The organism is Schinkia azotoformans, from assembly GCF_035811335.1.
GTDB lineage: Bacteria > Bacillota > Bacilli > Bacillales > Bacillaceae_J > Schinkia > Schinkia azotoformans.
The window spans coordinates 14230-32571 of record NZ_JARSMD010000021.1 but is presented as its reverse complement, the minus strand read 5'-3'; the positions used below and the strand labels follow the sequence as shown (position 1 = coordinate 32571).

The following is an 18342-nucleotide window of genomic DNA, read 5'->3' as shown; positions in this document are numbered from 1 at the left end:
ATTGATAGGTGGAAATGTTTCTATAAACAAATTTATTATTTCAATAGAAATCTTAGAAGATAAACTAATAATTAAAATCCAACATTCATTACATCTGGGTTTGAACCAACCCGCTCATCTTTATTTAAACCATCCATTCTCTCCATATCCTCCGGTGATAATTCAAAATTGAATATGTTAGCATTTTCAATGATCCGTTGCTCTTTAATTGACTTTGGAATCGTTACAACTTTATTTTGTAAATCCCAACGTAGGATGACTTGGGCAGGCGACTTTTGATATTTTTCTGCGATTTCGTTAATGGTCGGCTCACTTAATAATTGCCCTTGCTTTAATGGTGACCATGCTTCCAATTGAATCCCTTCTCCTTGACAAAAAGCATGCAACTCTTTTTGCGCTAAATGGGGATGATACTCGACTTGATTGACCATTGGCTTGATCTCAGCTTCACTTATTAAATCCTGCAAATGGTGTATATGGAAGTTGCTGACTCCGATTGCTCGAACTCGTCCGTCTTTATACAATTTTTCAAGTGCTCTCCAAGTTTCTTTATACGTTTTATTTTGTCCAGGCCAGTGGATTAAATATAAATCTAAATAATTGAGACCAAGCTTGTTTAAGCTTGTTTCAAATGCTTGAAGGGCCGCATCATACCCATGGTCTGAATTCCAAACCTTAGACGTTATAAATAAATCTTCTCTTGGGACACCGGACTCCTTTATTGCCTGCCCTACGCCTTCTTCATTTTGGTAAATAGCTGCCGTATCAATGCTTTTATAACCATGTTTAATGGCAGACTTCACTGCGTCAATAACCTCTGAACCCTCTTTAACTTTAAAAACACCCAACCCAAACCAAGGCATCTTTACACCATTATGTAAAGTTGTTGTATCTTGTAAGCTTTTTAGCATATTATCCATATATCTCATCCTTTCTAATCCGTAATTTTCCTTTATTATGATACACGAGATTTTTCTTTTTTACACCTAAATTGCTTTATTAGTCAATGACCTGTATCTTTATATAGCATAAAAAACCAAAAACTTTATATTTTCTTTCATTTTCCCTTCCTATCCCTAACTCTGTATTGTAATATAGAAGTATGTTTATGAATATTCTGATAATAAATGCTACTTATAATTTAGGAGGTCTTTGAATGTCCAACAATGCTGTGTGGTTCCCTGACAACGCTTATATTGAATCAACTAGACTTTTTCAATGGATGAAACAATTAGGCTTTGATGATTATGATGCATTTTACGAAAAATCAATTCAAGATATTGAATGGTTTTGGGACGAGGCGGTAAAAACATTGGGAATTGAATGGTATCAACCATACTCCAACACTTTAAATCTATCAGACGGAATCAAGTGGCCGAAATGGTTTGGTGGCGGCAAGTCTAATGTTGTTTACAATGCAGTTGAAAAATGGGCCGAATCAGAAAAAACAAGAGATCAAATTGCTCTCATTTGGGAAAGTGATGATGGTGAGGTCATCCGCTATAGTTTTGGACAACTAAACGAAGAAATCGTAAAAGCTGCAAAAGGTTTACTTGTGGAGGGAATCCAAAAGGGAGATGTTATTTCGATTTATATGCCAATGATTCCCGAAACAGTCATTGCAATGATGGCTATTGCCAAAATTGGCGCAATCTTTTCCCCTGCTTTTTCCGGTTATGGAGCGGATGCAGTTGCAACTAGGATTAATGCTGCTAATGCAAAAATGTTAATTACAGCTGACGGGTTCCTTCGTCGAGGAAAACAGGTTTCAATGAAAAATGAAGCAGACCGGGCAGTCGGTCTGTCGCCTTCGATTGAAAAGGTTATTGTTGTGAAGCGATTGAATAATGAGATACCATGGCAAGCTGGTCGTGACCTCTCATGGGAGGAACTTATCAAGAAAGGGCAAAACAAAAATGGAGTGAAAACTTTGGAGTTAGAAAGTGACGAACCACTTATGTTGCTTTACACTTCTGGTACAACCGGAAAACCAAAAGGTGCTGTTCACACACATACAGGGTTCCCATTAAAAGCTGCCTTTGACGCGGGACTAGCAATGGATGTGAAACAAGGAGATACCCTTTTCTGGTACACAGATATGGGGTGGATGATGGGCCCATTCCTTGTATATGGCGGATTAATAAATGGAGCTAGCATTCTATTATTTGAAGGAACCCCCGATTTTCCAAATCCTGATCGAATTTGGGAAGTAACAAGTAAGCATGGAGCAACACATTTGGGTATTTCCCCTACCCTTATCCGTTCATTAATGAAACACGGCGAAGAATGGGCTCATAAACATGATCTTTCAAAACTCCATGCTATAGGTTCAACTGGTGAACCATGGAACCCGGAACCATGGCTGTGGTTATTTGAAAAGGTTGGAATGAAACGAATTCCAATTATCAATTATTCCGGAGGTACGGAAATTTCTGGAGGTATTCTTGGGAATGTTCTCGTAAAACCAATTGGTCCAATTACGTTCAACTCTCCTATTCCTGGAATGGAAGTACATGTTTACGATGAAAATGGCAATCCTGTTATAGGTGAAGTTGGCGAACTTGTTATTTCAAAGCCATGGGTTGGGATGACAAATGGTTTTTGGAATGAGCCTGAGCGGTACGAGAAATCCTATTGGGATCGTTGGCCAAATACGTGGGTCCATGGTGACTGGGTCATAAAAGATGATGATGGATTTTATACGATTACGGGGCGTTCAGATGATATTCTGAACGTTGCAGGAAAACGGTTGGGTCCTGCAGAGCTAGAATCAATTTTAGTTGAACATCCTGATGTAGTTGAAGCCGGTACAATCGGTGTTCCTGATGATGTTAAAGGTGAAGTTGCCATTTGTTTTGCCGTACTAAAAGGAGAAGATTTAGATACTGTTAAAATTAAGAACGAAGCCATGGAATTAGTCGCCGAAAAGATCGGAAAAGCTTTAAAACCAAAAGAAATTTTCTTTGTTCATGATTTACCAAAAACACGAAATGCCAAGGTCATGCGTCGTGCCATCAAAGCCGGATTTTTAAACAAAGATGCCGGCGATCTTTCATCACTTGAAAATCCGCATACTGTTGAGGCAATCCGAGAATTGGGAAAGGAATATTACAAACAAAAATAGATATAAACAAAAAATGCCGAAGATAATTTCTTCAGCATTTTTTGTTTAAGTATCAACTAGCTTCTTTTACTGACTTTTTGAAACTTCCAATATTGCTAACATTATAAATTCCTTCCATTAGTAACGCCAGCATGATCCCCATCAATAAGCCATTGGAGAACAATGGTCGAACTAACTCCGGAACGGTAACAAAGGCTTCTGAAGGGAGATTCATAATTGTCATCCCTAGTAAAGCTGGCAAAGCTATTTTGTATATGGTCTTTGGAGAAAACTCCAATTTTTCAATATTTCTAAGAGCTGACCTGAATAGCTGTAAATAGGCTACAAAAAGGATTGTGTTCCCTACACTGTTCGGAATCGTAGAGAAAAATGCACTTAATGATGGAATGGCTCCTAATATAATAAAAAGCACGGATCCAATGAAAAATGGGGCTCTTTCTTTGATTCCGGTTGATTGCAAAAAGCCTAATGAAGAGGCATATGGTGCATAGGGAACCAAGCCTAAGGCCCCGGATAATGATGTAAACGTTCCAGAAAGCAATAATGAAGATTTATACTGTTTTGCTTTTGTTTCTTTTTCATAAATATCCTCGGCACCCTTTAATGTTGCAATTGTATTGGTGGTGTTAAGTAATCCCGTAATCACGACGGTCAACACAATTCCCCACTGGATTGTAGGTCCCCCCCATGGAAACCAGTTCAAGAATGGCAGTGTTTTAATTAAATTTGCTTCTTCCCCATTTGGCAAAAGAAAAACGGCCCCGATCCAACCAATGATCATTCCGATTAATAAAGACAGATTGCTAACAATACCTTTCCCTTTGACATTTAGGATAATGGTTATAGCCGCAATAACAAATGAAAAGCAGGCCACTTTAACATTGATGTAATCACCGCTATTTAACCCAAGCATTCCTTTTAAAAAAATAAATATGAGCTGATTGGCAAGCAATAACAAAAAAACAAACATCACCGCAGGGGTAAACCACTTTTTAAGAAGATCCCCTATCCCAAGTAACCCCAGTGCTACAACAAGTATCCCTGAAATGATTGCACCAACAGCAATGCTTCCGCCAATTGTCTGTAAATCTAAATGTAACGCGCTAGCAGAAGCAGCTAAACTTAGAATTACGCCCCACCATAATCCGGATTGCCCTTCCATTAAGGATAAACGATGTCCAATCATCCCTTGCAGAATACAAGCAATCCCTGTAAAAATAAAGGACCTTTGTAGGGCAGAAATGATTTCAATTTGCTCTAACTGAAATGCACTGCCAATTGAGATGGGTATAACAACGGTATTGGCAAACATAAAGAATAACCATTGAAAACCGGCTAATAATGTGATTGAAGTATTTAATTGATTGTTCACCCTAATTCTCCCTTCCCCTGATCGATGTCTTCCTATCGTTTGAATTCACTCAAAATCACGTCACATGTTTTTTGTATATGTTCCATTGTTAGTTGGATTAAACCGTCAATTTCCTTTTTTGCTAGTATTTCTACTATTTTATAATGTTCTTGTTGCGATACTTCTAAATGATGAGTTGAAGAAGCATATATATTCATATACGGCTCCACCCGTCCCCATGTTTTTTCTAAAAGCTCAAGTAACGGTGCAGAATACGAATAGGAGTATAGCTTAAAATGGAATTGTTTATTTAGTTCATTCCATTCTAACGGATCTGCTTTCTGATCCATTTCTTTGACTTTGTTTTCAAGTGCTGTTAACTCTATTTTTCCAATATTAGAAAAAGCCCATTCGATTGCCATCTTCTCCAGTGTTTTTCTAATCATGAAAATTTCAATTAATTCCTTTGAGGATAACCGTTTGACAACTGTACTTCTTCTTTCAGCAGTAATGAAACCTTCGGACTGCAGCCTTTTTAAAGCCTCTCTTGCAGGCATCGTACTTACCCCGTACATGTCAGCAATTTTTCTTATGGATACTTTTTCTCCAGGGGAAAACTCACCCTTAATAATTTTGTCGCGTAAATGTTTATACACTTCCTCGGAAAGAGTCGGAACAACTATGATTTGTTTATGATCCTTGACGATGTTACTCACCTCTTTTTACACTAGTCAATCTGCGATTGTGATATGTGATCACACCTTATGTTCTTTTATAATATAAGCTAAATTATAGAAATTCAATACCTTCGTTTGAATTTTCAGAATAAAAATATAAAGTATTTCAATAATATACATTTTTTCACATAAAAAAGAGCGGCTGTTATCTGCTAATTCAGCAGATAAAGCCACTCTTTCTGTAAATTTTAATATACGTCACGTAAATAACGTTTTTGCTTAGCCATATCATCTAAATATACTTCAGCTGCTTCACGACTCATGCCGCCTTCTTGTTCGATAACAGTAATAAGCGCTTCATGAACGTCTTTAGCCATACGTGCTTTATCACCACAAACATAGAAGGATGCTCCGTTATCTAACCAAGCAAATAATTCTTTAGCGTTTTCAAGCATTCTATTTTGTACATAAACCTTTTTCTCTGTATCACGAGAGAATGCAGTCGTTACTTTTGTTAATACGCCATCTTGTTGATATTTCTCTAACTCATCTTTGTAAAGAAAATCTGTTGCTTCATGCTGGTCTCCGAAGAATAACCATGTTCTACCAGTTGTTCCATTAACAGCACGTTCCTCAATAAATGAACGGAACGGTGCGATGCCTGTCCCTGGTCCACACATAATAACGTCCGTTTCTAGGGATTCAGGCAAATGGAAATGTTTATTTGGTTGAACAAATACTGGGATTGTATCACCTTCTTGAGTACGTTCAGCAATCTGTACAGAACAAACACCTTTGCGGTCTCGTCCATGTGCATTATAACGTACAGCACCAATGGTTAGATGAACTTCACCAGGATGTGCATTAAAGCTGCTTGCAATTGAATATAGACGTGGTGTTAACTTTCTTAAAAGTGATACGATATCTTGAGCAGTAGCAGTCCAAGGACCGAAATCACGCAACATATCTAGTAAATCACGACCATAAACATATTCTTTCAGTTGGTCTGCATTTTCATCAGAAATAAGCTTTTGTAATTCTTCATTTTCTGTGAAGGCAGCAGCCCCTTGTAAAAGCTTTCTTGACAATAAAGTAATTTCAAACTGTGTTGTTAAAGCTTCTTTCAGTGGAAGTGTTTCCCCTTGTTTATTAACAATTACAGGTTCTTCCTCGTCCCATCTCATTTCTTCAAGTAGTGCATTAACAAGCTCAGGATCATTTGCAGGAATAATACCGAGGGCATCACCAGCGACATAGGATAATCCTGATCCTTCCAATGAAAATTCGATATGTCTAGTTTCCTTACTTGAACCTGTCCCATTTAAATTTACATTCTTTAGAACTTTCGCATGAAATGGATTTGTTCTTGAATATAATGGTACTTTCTTGTCGTCTGCATTTTTTACTACTGTAGTTTGCATAATCCTTCCCCCCACATAGTTGTATAAAGCAAGGATAGCACGAAATGAGAAAATAAAATGTATATTTTTTCACATATTTTTTCAAAAAATCATAAAAAAAATACATCGAATTATATAGGTAAATTTTCTCTTAAATGCTATCGTCAATGCTACTTGAAAAAAATAAACAGGATTCCACTGAGTAATTGATATGTTTTATTTGAACTTTCTTGCCAACCAGAAATTCCCTTACGTATATATTTCTAATTTGAACATATTATTTGTGTATTAAAGCCGGTTAAATGGAAATCCATTTTTATCTTTTTCAAAGTTAGTATAGAGCAAATAAGGCAGATGTTCAAGGGGTTCTTGGACAAGAAATAAGAAAGGACATTACCGTTTTTTCAGCAATGTCCCCATTATTGTCATGCCATTTTAAACCGGGTAGACTCCATGCTTTCGATCTGTGAACATTTGGTATTTAGAGGAATATGCATCCAATCTGTTTACTAACTCTTGACGCAGATTATTCGGTTCAACAATACCATCAATAATCAGTTCCGATGCTAAACGATAGATATCAATATCCTGCCTGTATTCTTCCCGTTTTTGCTGAATGAAAGCAGGACGATCTTCCTCAGGTAAAGAGGCAATTTTATTGGCGTAAACTGCGTTAACGGCGGCCTCTGGTCCCATTACAGCGATTTGAGCTGAAGGGAGTGCCAAGCAGCAATCTGGCTCGAAAGCTGGGCCTGCCATGGCATATAGTCCTGCCCCATAAGCTTTTCTTACAATTACAGATATTTTGGGAACAGTGGCTTCACTCATAGCTGAAATCATTTTAGCTCCGTGGCGAATAATTCCAGCACGCTCTACCTTTGTTCCAATCATAAATCCGGGAATATCGGCCAGGAACAAGAGCGGTATGTGGTAGGCGTCACACAAAGTAATAAATTTAGCTGCTTTATCAGCAGAATCATGGAATAACACACCACCTTTTACACGTGGTTGGTTAGCAATAATACCAATCGATTGGCCGTCCATTCTAGCGAACCCAGTGATCAGTTCAGCTGCAAACAGCTTCTTAATCTCACAAAATGAATTTTCATCAATGAGCCTGTCGATTAAATCGTACATATTAAATGGTGCATTTTGATTTTCTGGTATAATGTCAGCAATCGATCTTTCGAATTGCTTAGGTGAAATTGGTTCAGCTACATCTGGTTTTTCCTTATAATTTTGTGGAAAATAAGATAAATAACGGCGCGCAAAAGCTAAGGCTTCTTCCTCCGATTTAACAAGGACGTCACCACACCCCGAGACCGAGCAATGCATTTTCGCTCCCCCCATCTCTTCAAGGGTCACCTTTTCTCCAATCACCATTTCAGCCATGCGAGGAGAACCTAAATACATGGAGGCATTGCCATCGACCATTACGACAATATCGCAAAAAGCGGGAATATAAGCACCACCCGCTGCAGATGGGCCAAATAATAAACAAATTTGTGGAACCTTCCCAGAAAGCTTTACTTGATTATAAAAAATCCGTCCAGCCCCTCTTCTGCCAGGGAACATTTCAATTTGGTCGGTAATCCTGGCACCAGCAGAATCAACTAAATAAAGCATAGGAACCTGTAGCTTCTCAGCCGTTTCTTGAATACGGATAATCTTTTCAACCGTGCGTGCGCCCCAGGAACCCGCTTTCACAGTCGAATCGTTAGCCATAACACAGACAGTTCTGCCATTAATTTTGCCAATTCCGGTAACCACTCCATCAGCTGGAAGCCCATCATCTAAGCAATTGGCAAAAAAGGCATCTTCTACTTTCATGCCTTCATCAAACAAAAGTTCAAGTCGGTCTCGTACAAAAAGTTTTCCTTTTTCAGCATTTTTTTCGTGGTACGTTTGGGCCCCGCCTTTTTTTATTTTTTCCATGCGTTCTTGTAGTGTTTGTTTTATATCCATGACTATTCCCCTTTGTACTCTGGTTTTCTCTTTTCTTTAAATGCGGTTAAGCCTTCTACACGGTCTTTTGTTGGAATTGTAATTGCATAGGCCATTTGTTCGATTTGGAGGCCTGTTTGCAAATCCACTTCCATACCTTTGTTGATTGCAAGCTTTGCCTGACCTACTGCAATTGGGCCATTTTCAGCTATTCTGTTTGCGATTGCTTTGGCTTTATTTAATAGTTCCTCCGCCGGAACGACATATTCAACAATACCAATATCCAAGGCTTCGTAGGAGTTTATTCTTTGGGCCGTGTAAATGAGTTCCTTCGCTTTTCCTAGCCCTATAAGACGTGGGAGACGCTGTGTGCCACCAGCACCAGGGATTATCGCAAGCGAAGTTTCCGTTAATCCAACCGTTGCTGTATCAGCGGTAACACGGATATCACAGGCTAGGGCAAGTTCTAATCCGCCGCCCAATGCTGCACCGTTTATGGCTGCAATAACTGGCATTGGCAGCTGCTCCACGTCATTAATGACTTGGCGAATTAATGAGACCGTTTGTTTGACTTCAATTGTAGTCATCGTGGACCGTTCCTTTAAATCTGCGCCTGCACAGAACACTTTTTCACCTGAACCCGTTATGATCACGGTCCGAATCATTGGATCATATTTAATTTCTGAAAGAATATCTTGGAGTTCAAAAAGCAGTTGTTTTGAAAAAGCATTAGCAGCTTCTGGTCGGTTTAAGGTAATGATGACGATATTATTTTGCCGTTCCATTAGGATCGTTTCCGTCAATATTGTTCGCTCCTTTCTACGCTAAGTACAATTTTTTCCTCGTTCAGTTTGCATCGTGTGGCTTGGGAGCAATTTTCCTATTTTGCCTTCTATAAATAGGGCTGCATCAAGGAGTTGATCCCGATTAATCCCTGTTTTAATCCCCATATTCTCAAGCATGTAATGAAGATCATCTGTTGCAAGATTACCGGATGCGCCAGGGGCATAGGGACATCCACCGAGTCCGCCAAGCGCACTATCAAAATTAGAAATTCCTAGATTAAGAGCTACGAGAACATTGGCCAGTGCAGTCCCTCTTGTATTGTGAAAATGCATCGCTAACCTTTCTTTGGGAAATCGTGACAGTACTTCTAGAAGGACCTCTTCCACCTGTTTAGGATTGGCTACACCTATTGTGTCCCCAAGAGAAAGTTCTTGGATGCCAAGTGTAAACAATTCATCAGCCACGGTTAGGACGGCATCTGCTGAGACAGCACCCTCATATGGACATCCAAAAACAGTAGACACATAGCCTCGTACCGTTTTCCCAGCCGCTAGTGCTTCTTGTATGACCGGTTTTAAGATTGGAAATGTGTCGTTTATTGATTTATTAATATTTTTTAGATTATGTGACTCTGAAGCGGACATAAAGACGGCAACCTCATCAACATTTGCTTCAAGCGCACCCTCGAGCCCTCTTTCATTAGGAACGAGGGCCGCATAAGTGACATTTTTATAACGGTTGATTGACTTTGCCACTTGTAGTGCATCAGCAAGTTGTGGAATCCATTTCGGATTAACAAAAGATGTTATTTCGATATAGGATAAGCCCGTTTCAGATAGCATATTAATCCATTGAATTTTATCCTCTGTTTGAATAAATTGGTTCTCATTTTGTAAGCCGTCCCTTGGGCCCACTTCTTTAATAGTTACGGAACTTGGAAGATTTATATTATTCAACAACAATGAGCTCATCTTCTTCATTTACAAAATCGCCTTCATTGATTTTTACTACCTTTACAACACCGCTTACCTCCGCTGCTATTGGAATTTCCATTTTCATCGATTCTAAGATGACCACATCTTGTCCTTCTGTAACCGTGTCACCTTCGCTCACTAATATTTTCCAAACGCTTCCTGCCATATTTGTTTGAATGATTGCCATGTAAATTCCCCCTATAAATATTTTTCTACGAATTGCGTGGTTGTGTCCCCAGCTTGAAATGCTTGATGTGTAATGACTTGTTGCAACATCGGAATATTGGTTTTAATTCCTTCAATATTGTAATCTTCTAAAGCTTCGATTAATCGTTCGATTGTCTCCTCTCTCGACGGGGCTGATACAATTAATTTCGCGATCATCGGGTCATAAAATGGTGTTACAGTTGATGAGCCATGAACCGCCAACTCATGACGTACACCCTCCCCCTCCGGCAACTCCAATTTTGTAATTGTTCCTGGAGACGGGAAGAATGATTTTGGATCTTCTGCGTAGATACGAACTTCAATCGCATGTCCTTCTCGCTTTATCTCTGATTGGTCGAAGCGGAGCCTTTCACCGGCAGCAACTCGAAGCTGCTCTTCAACTAAATCTGTTCCTGTAATTTCTTCGGTCACCGGATGCTCGACCTGCAGCCTAGTATTCATTTCTAAAAAGTAAAAATTCTTTTCTTCATCGACTAAAAATTCAATTGTTCCAGCATTATGATAACCAATCGCTTTCGCTGCTTTTACCGCAGTTTCACCCATTTTAGTACGGGTTTCTTCGTCTAAGAACGGAGATGGAGCTTCCTCAACGACCTTTTGATGACGGCGTTGAATCGAACATTCACGTTCCCATAAATAGACGCAATTTCCATCCTGATCGGCTAATAACTGAATTTCGATATGACGTGGATTGCCGATATATTTTTCAATATACATATCACCATTTCCGAAAAACATTTGCGCTCTTTTTTGGTTTCCTTCATAGGCTTTCGTTAATTCCTCACTATTATAAACAACCTGCATGCCGATTCCGCCACCGCCGGCACTGGCTTTTAGCATGACGGGATAACCTATATTTTCAGCAACCTGGATTGCTTCGGAAACATCTGCCAAAGCCTCTTCCGTACCGGGAACGACAGGGACCCCCGCTTCAATCATCGTAATTCTTGAAGCAACTTTACTGCCCATTTTTTCAATGACTTCCGCTGTTGGACCGATAAACGTAATGCCGGCCTCTACACATTTCCTTGCAAATGCTCCATTTTCACTTAATAATCCATACCCAGGATGAATCGCTTCAGCACCTGTTTCTTTAGCGATTTCGATTATTTTTTCTATTTGAAGATAGCTTTCATGTACTCTTGGCTTTCCAATGCAATAGCTTTCGTCTGCCATTTTTACGTGCGGTGCATCGGCATCTGCTTCAGAATATATGGCAACTGTTTGAATCCCTAGTTTTTGGCATGTACGAATTACACGTACTGCAATCTCCCCACGATTGGCAATCAAAATTTTTGTAAACATAGTTGTTCCCCCTATTTTGCAACAGTGCCTGAAGCAGTAATGTTTTTAATTTGGGCAACAGTAGCCGGATCTTCAAGTCCCGTGATATCACCAGAAACCGTTCCTGCGACAATGATTTCTTTCAATAAGCGGCGCATAATTTTTCCACTTACTGTTTTTGGCAACGTTTCTGTAAAAACAATCGTTTTTGGAAGAGCAATTTTCCCGATTTGTTGAATGATGCGATCGTTGATTTTTTCTTTTAACTCCTCTGTCCCTAAAGAAATATCAGTTAAGCGGGCAAATACTAATGGAATTTCTCCTTTTATTTCATCTGGAATCCCAATAACGGCTGCCTCCGCAACGCCTTCACATTCCATTACAGCGCTTTCAATTTCCATCGTACTTAAGCGGTGTCCAGCAACATTAAAAGCATCATCAGACCGACCGACAACCCAAACATAGCCTTCCTCATCTATTAAAGCTAGGTCACTTGCAAAATAGCAGTTTTCTACTTGGCTAAAATAGGAAGCATAATAGCGTTCCGGTTCTTTCCAAAGTGTGCGGCAAAGCATCGGAAATGGCTTTCTTATCACCAAATTTCCTAGTGTACCAGGTTTAACGGGATTGCCCGCTTCATCAACAACAGCCACATCCGCACCTAAAAACTGCATTCCGGCGGAACCAGGCTTCATAGGTGTTAACCATGCTGCACCAGCAATCGGACAGCCTGCTGTTTCTGTTTGCCCCCATGTATTGTTTACGCAAATATTCTTTTTACCTAAAACTTCATAGGTCCATTGCCATGTTTCAGGATCAAATGGTTCTCCAACGAGTGAGATTACATCAAGACATGATAAATCGTATTGATCGGCAACTTTTTCCCCTAGGCTCTTTAGCATCCGTAATGCGGTAGGGGCGGTAAATAATTTATTGACCCGATATTTTTCAATAATTTGATAGAATCTATCTTTTGTAGGGTGATCAATGGAACCTTCATACACAATCGTTGTAACACCATTCGCGAGGGCGCCTGTGATTCCCCAAATGTGCATTGTTAACCAGCCGATATCAGCTGTACACCAAAATACGTCATCATCATGGTGGTCCATATGGTATTTTGCATAAATGTAATTTTGTACGACAAATGCCATTCCAGAATGAACAACACCTTTAGGTTTTCCAGTCGTACCACTTGTATAAAAAACAATGCCGTATTCATTGGCTTCTAATCTTTCAGGTTCGCAAACTATGCTTGCCTTTTTCGTCAGTTCATCCCACCAATAATCGCGCCCTTCTTGCATATCAATTTCTGTTCCTAATCGATCGACTACTATCACGGCTTCAATGGATGGAATATCAGGGACAACTGCATCAACTTTTTCTTTCAGGCGAATGACATTACCACGTCTTGTTGTAGCGTCGGTAGTGACGATAATTTTTGGTTCAAAGCTTACAAGACGGTCTTTTAATGACTTTTCGGAGTAGCCCGAAAAAATAGTGTTATAGATTGCCCCAATACGGAAGCATGCTAAAACTGCAATAAAGGCTTCAGCAAGATTGGGCAGGAAAATCGCAACACAATCCCCTTTTTTAACACCAAATGACCTAAGAACATTGGCAAAACGATTGACTTCTGCTAAAAGCATATTATACGTATAAAACTTCGTATCCCCGTTTTCACCCTCCCAAATGAGAGCGGTCCGGTTACCAGCACCATTTTCAACATGACGATCCAGCAGGTTAATTGATGGATTGCTTATTCCACCGTCAAAAAATCGAAAATCAGGTAGCTGCCCACTCATAGTCTCCTTCCACGGCTCATACCAAACTAATTCTTTTGCTATGCTGTCCCAAAAGGAGACAGGATCTTCTTGGGATTGTTGTAGAAGTTCTTGAAATGCTTTACTGCTGCCAATTGAGGTTTTTGCTTGTTTTTCTTCTCCTGGGTATACGAGTTTACTTTCAGAAACTACTTTTAAAATTCCGCTTACATCCATTTGAATCCCCCTTAGTAAAGTTAAAGTATAACTATTGGTTATCTATGTTTTACAAAGGTGCCTTGTTTGAATAGTGAGTAATTTCCGTTTTTTTAACAACCTAATTGTCGGGCAATTACGAGACGTTGTATTTCAGATGTACCTTCACCGATTTCCATCAGCTTAACATCACGCAAATAACGCTCTACTTCGTATTCACGCATGTAGCCGTAGCCGCCATGAATTTGAATTGCCTGGTTGCAGGCTCTAAAGCCGGCTTCTGATGCGAATAATTTGGCATAGGCTGATTCTTTCGTAAATGGCTTGCCATTATCTTTTAACCAAGCAGCCTTTTGAACCATATTTCGCGCAAGTTCAATTTCCATTGCCATATCAGCCAGTTTGAATTGAATCGCTTGGAATTTGGAGATGGATTGACCAAATTGTGTTCTCTCCTTCGCATAGCTTAATGCTTTATCAAGTGCTGCCTGGGCAATTCCTACAGATAACGCTGCAATCGAAATACGTCCACCGTCCAATGTATATAGAAATTGTTTAAATCCCGCTTTTGCATCACCTAATAAGTTTTCCTTTGGCACACGTACATCTTGAAGGATTAACTCGGATGTATTGGAGCCGCGGAGACCCATTTTTTCATAATTGTTATTGATCGTAAATCCTGGCGCATCAGTTGGAACGATAATAGCAGAAATAATATTTTTACCGCGCTCATCTTTCCCTGTAATTGCTGTTACGATAACTGTCTTTGCATACCCAGCATTGGTAATAAAGCATTTTTCACCGTTGATAACATATTCATCACCATCGAGAACCGCTTTTGTTCTAGTTCCCCCGGCATCTGAGCCTGCATTTGGTTCCGTTAAGCCGAATGCACCTAAAGTTTGACCGCTTGCAAGTGGAACTAGATAATTTTTCTTTTGTTCTTCTGTTCCGAAATAATAAATGGGGCTAGCGCCAAGAGACACAGCAGCCGCATAACTTAAGCCTGTACTACCGCAAGCTCTTCCAATCTCTTCCACTGCAATCGCATAAGAAATCGTGTCCCCTCCGGAACCACCATATTTTTCTGGAAAAGGAATCCCCAGAAGCCCTAATTCCCCCATTTTTCTAAATGTATCTAAAGGAAACTCCCCAGTGCGGTCTACCTCTTCAGCTTTTGGGGCAACTTCTTTTTCAGCAAAAGCTCGCACCATATCTCGAATCATTTCTTGCTCTTTTGATAATTCAAAATTCATTCGATTTGCCTCCTCTTCTAAAATATGAATGGTTGTACCTATATATGTGATTTCATGATGTATTGACTATTATCAGTTTTCTCTTTAGAGACCGACCAGACGGTCTGTCCTACGCATAATAAACGTAGGTACTTAGAATCCTACAATAAAAAGGACAAATATTCTGGAGTTTCCTTTGCTTCCTCCGTAAGTAAAGAGTTCAGAATTAAATCTGTAAAAATTTCAGCTATTTCTTCAATTGTTTTTTCCCCATCTGCTTGGTACCATTTGTAAGTCCAGTTCACCATACCTAATATGGCCATGCCGGTTATCTTCACCGAAAGATTTTGACGAAATTCACCAGCTTCAATGCCCTCTTCGATAACTTGAAAAATGATGTCCCGATAATCATCCCTTTTCTTTTTAATAATCTCTTCATATTCTGGTTTTAAATAAATGCTTTCTTGATAAAAAACTGAAATGTGAGGCTTGTAAAGATCAAAAACTCTTACAAATGATTGAATGATAGCTTGCAATCTTTCTGTCGGTGTTGTGTAAATTTGAATTGCTTCATTTGCTTTTTCTAGAACATAGCTAATGAAGTAGTCGTGGATCATATAAAGTAGTTCGTCTTTTGACTTAAAATGATGATAAAATCCACCTTTTGAAGTTTCGCTTTTTTCTACTATTTGGTTTACTGTAACACCATGATACCCATGTGTTTCAAACAATTGTAAAGCAGTGGAGATGATTTTATCCTTTAATTGTGACATAGTAATTACCACCTTGTATGTAAGTTTAACAAAACAATTCAGAAAATTCAATAAAGAAATATAAAATTTTTATACTTTTTTTACATAAAACAACTTGTTTATAGATAAAAAATAATAGCATTAACAAAATTGTCAATGCTATTATTTACTCTGCTTTATTTGGGCTTTATTCAGACTGTTTTTCAATAGCAGACTTCCAAACCTGTTTTACTTCACCTTTTTCAGCGATATCAATCACAAAGGAGCCGTTGCTGTAACGGTCATTTTCACGTAAATCATTTGGATTTAAACTTTCAATGAAGTCTTTTTCAGTTTTAAAATAGACAGTTTCATTTTCGCTTGCTGACAGGATTCCGGTTACTTTATGTGGATTTGCCTTCAATTCACGAAGCATCACTACACCACGCTTGGCCCTTGATGTTTTTTCAAATTCCTTTAGGTTCATCCTTTTAGCTGCCCCGCGATGTGTGATTAAAACAAAGTCTGGTTTCTCAGTAGGGTCAAATATAAAACCACTAACAACATAGTCCTCATCCTTTAAATTAATACCTTTCACACCTGCTGCTCGCTGTCCAATAATACTAACCTCTTCTTCCGCAAACCATAAACCATAACCATTATGTGTACCAATAAATACATCCTTGCTGCCATCTGTTAGATAGACATCCACTACTTCATCCTCATCTTTTAAGTTGATTGCGACCAATGGCTTAGAATAGCGCTGGGCTTGGTAGAGTGATAATTGCGAACGTTTCACCATTCCATTCTTTGTAAAGAACAATAAGAATTCATTTTCAGTGAATTCCCGAATCGGGATTGCTTTAACTAAATCTTCGTCTTTATCAATTGGAATAATATTAGCGATGTGCTGACCGAGATCCTTCCAACGTATATCTGGCATTTCATGTACAGGCAAATACAAATAATTCCCTTTATTTGTAAACAACAGTAGTTTATCAGTTGTATTGATTTCGAATTGACCAAGTAGAAAATCGTTTTCCTTCATTCCAAATTCTTTACCATTGGATGCGGTATATGATCTTATTGATGTCCGTTTGATGTAACCGTCTTTTGTAACTGTAACGATAACATCCTCTGAAGGGATCAGCACTTCCAGATTAATGACAATCTCTTCAATTTCCGCTTCAATTTTCGTACGGCGGTTATCAGCAAATGCCTTTTTAACTTGTAATAATTCTTTTTTAATTACAGAAAAGAGCTTTTTCTCACTGGCTAAAATACTTGTTAGATCATCAATTTTTTTCGATAATTCCTCATCCTCTTTTTGCAGGGCGGTAATATCAGTATTTGTTAAACGATAAAGCTGTAACGTTACAATCGCTTCTGCTTGAGCTTCTGTGAATTGGAATTTAGCGATTAAATTATTTTTTGCATCGCGTTTATCCTTAGATGCTCTAATTGTCGAAATGACTTCGTCTAGAATAGAGATTGCTTTGATTAAGCCTTCGACGATATGTTGACGCTCTTTAGCCTTATTTAACTCGAACTCGGAACGGCGTGTTACCACTTCTTTTTGGTGATCAATATAAGCATCAAGCATTTGTCCGAGGCTCATTTGCTTCGGTGTGCGATTGTGAATCGCAACCATGTTAAAACTATAGGAAATTTGTAAATCGGAATTTTTAAATAAATAATTTAAAATCCCTTCTGCATCAGCATCTTTTTTTAATTCTATCACAATGCGGAGGCCTGTGCGGTCCGTTTCATCTCTGACTTCCGTAATTCCTTCGATTTTCCGGTCAATGCGGAACTCATCAATTTTTTTAACTAAGTTCGCTTTATTAACCTCGTATGGAATTTCATCAATGATAATTTGTTGTCTGCCACCCCGTAAATCCTCAATCGTGGTACGTCCGCGAACAACAATTCGACCTTTCCCAGTCTCGTAAGCTTTTTGAATTCCTTCAATTCCTTGAATAATACCGCCTGTAGGGAAATCCGGTCCTTTTATCAGCTGCATTAAATCAGCAACCGTACAAGTAGGATTATCGATACGCATAATGACGCCATCGATGACTTCACTAAGATTATGAGGTGGAATATCTGTTGCATAACCGGCTGAAATTCCTGTTGAACCATTCACCAATAAATTTGGGTACATAGACGGTAAGACAGTCGGTTCTAAAATTGAATCATCAAAGTTGGGTGTGAAATCAACTGTATTTTTATCGATATCCCGCAATAGTTCTGAGGCGATCGCAGATAGACGAGCTTCTGTATAACGCATCGCCGCCGGTGGATCGCCATCAACACTGCCGTTATTGCCATGCATTTCAATCAGGACATTACGGACTTTCCAATCCTGACTCATCCGCACCATTGCTTCATAAACAGATGAATCACCATGTGGATGGTAGTTACCAATTACATTACCAACTGTTTTCGCAGACTTACGGAATGGCTTATCACTTGTATTTCCTTCTTGGTACATCGCATACAAAATCCGTCTTTGTACAGGCTTTAAGCCGTCCCTTGCATCTGGCAGGGCACGGTCTTGAATGATATATTTACTATAACGACCGAAACGGTCGCCGATTACATCCTCTAAGGGTAATTCCATTACTTT

The 18342-nt window shown here is 39.1% G+C and carries 14 protein-coding genes; 1 reads left to right on the top strand and 13 read right to left on the bottom strand.

Annotated features, from left to right (window positions below):
* Positions 1-71 precede the first annotated feature (71 nt).
* Positions 72-911 carry an aldo/keto reductase gene (locus P9E47_RS12975; RefSeq protein WP_326163704.1) on the bottom strand — a complete coding sequence of 280 codons (840 nt, stop codon included), beginning with the start codon at positions 909-911 and terminating at the stop codon, positions 72-74.
* Positions 912-1156: 245 nt separating this feature from the next.
* Here P9E47_RS12975 and P9E47_RS12970 point away from each other — a divergent pair, with 245 nt between their 5' ends.
* Positions 1157-3124: an AMP-binding protein gene (locus P9E47_RS12970; RefSeq protein ID WP_003329578.1), complete on the top strand. Its 1968-nt coding sequence runs from the start codon at positions 1157-1159 to the stop codon at positions 3122-3124.
* 52 nt (positions 3125-3176) lie between these two features.
* Here P9E47_RS12970 and P9E47_RS12965 read toward each other — a convergent pair whose 3' ends face one another.
* The 12 genes from P9E47_RS12965 to parC all read right to left on the bottom strand — a co-directional run bounded on the left by P9E47_RS12965 (position 3177) and on the right by parC (position 18336).
* Positions 3177-4496, bottom strand: coding sequence for a uracil/xanthine transporter (locus P9E47_RS12965; RefSeq protein WP_003329579.1), 1320 nt, complete (start codon positions 4494-4496; stop codon positions 3177-3179).
* 32 nt (positions 4497-4528) lie between these two features.
* Complete coding sequence (locus tag P9E47_RS12960) at positions 4529-5191, bottom strand: GntR family transcriptional regulator (protein ID WP_003329580.1); 663 nt, start codon at positions 5189-5191, stop codon at positions 4529-4531.
* A gap of 209 nt (positions 5192-5400) precedes the next feature.
* Positions 5401-6573 (bottom strand): sulfite reductase subunit alpha, encoded by a 1173-nt coding sequence (locus P9E47_RS12955; RefSeq protein WP_003329581.1) that lies wholly within the window; start codon positions 6571-6573, stop codon positions 5401-5403.
* 414 nt (positions 6574-6987) lie between these two features.
* On the bottom strand, positions 6988-8517 hold the full coding sequence (locus P9E47_RS12950; protein ID WP_003329582.1) for an acyl-CoA carboxylase subunit beta: 1530 nt from the start codon (positions 8515-8517) through the stop codon (positions 6988-6990).
* Positions 8518-8519: 2 nt separating this feature from the next.
* Positions 8520-9281: an enoyl-CoA hydratase gene (locus P9E47_RS12945; protein ID WP_326163702.1), complete on the bottom strand. Its 762-nt coding sequence runs from the start codon at positions 9279-9281 to the stop codon at positions 8520-8522.
* Between the two features lie 39 nt (positions 9282-9320).
* Positions 9321-10262, bottom strand: a complete 942-nt coding sequence (locus tag P9E47_RS12940) for a hydroxymethylglutaryl-CoA lyase (RefSeq protein WP_326163609.1) — start codon at positions 10260-10262, stop codon at positions 9321-9323.
* Complete coding sequence (locus P9E47_RS12935) at positions 10231-10443, bottom strand: acetyl-CoA carboxylase biotin carboxyl carrier protein subunit (RefSeq protein WP_003329586.1); 213 nt, start codon at positions 10441-10443, stop codon at positions 10231-10233. Before P9E47_RS12935 ends, P9E47_RS12940 begins: the two co-directional genes overlap by 32 nt.
* 11 nt (positions 10444-10454) lie before the next feature.
* Positions 10455-11789 (bottom strand): acetyl-CoA carboxylase biotin carboxylase subunit, encoded by a 1335-nt coding sequence (gene accC, locus P9E47_RS12930; RefSeq protein ID WP_326163608.1) that lies wholly within the window; start codon positions 11787-11789, stop codon positions 10455-10457.
* Between the two features lie 11 nt (positions 11790-11800).
* Positions 11801-13768 (bottom strand): acetate--CoA ligase, encoded by a 1968-nt coding sequence (locus tag P9E47_RS12925; protein WP_326163607.1) that lies wholly within the window; start codon positions 13766-13768, stop codon positions 11801-11803.
* Between the two features lie 92 nt (positions 13769-13860).
* Positions 13861-15003, bottom strand: coding sequence for an acyl-CoA dehydrogenase (locus tag P9E47_RS12920; protein WP_035196463.1), 1143 nt, complete (start codon positions 15001-15003; stop codon positions 13861-13863).
* Between the two features lie 140 nt (positions 15004-15143).
* Positions 15144-15761 (bottom strand): TetR/AcrR family transcriptional regulator, encoded by a 618-nt coding sequence (locus tag P9E47_RS12915; RefSeq protein ID WP_407697185.1) that lies wholly within the window; start codon positions 15759-15761, stop codon positions 15144-15146.
* A gap of 160 nt (positions 15762-15921) precedes the next feature.
* Positions 15922-18336 carry a DNA topoisomerase IV subunit A gene (gene parC / locus P9E47_RS12910; RefSeq protein ID WP_326163701.1) on the bottom strand — a complete coding sequence of 805 codons (2415 nt, stop codon included), beginning with the start codon at positions 18334-18336 and terminating at the stop codon, positions 15922-15924.
* Positions 18337-18342: the final 6 nt, after the last annotated feature.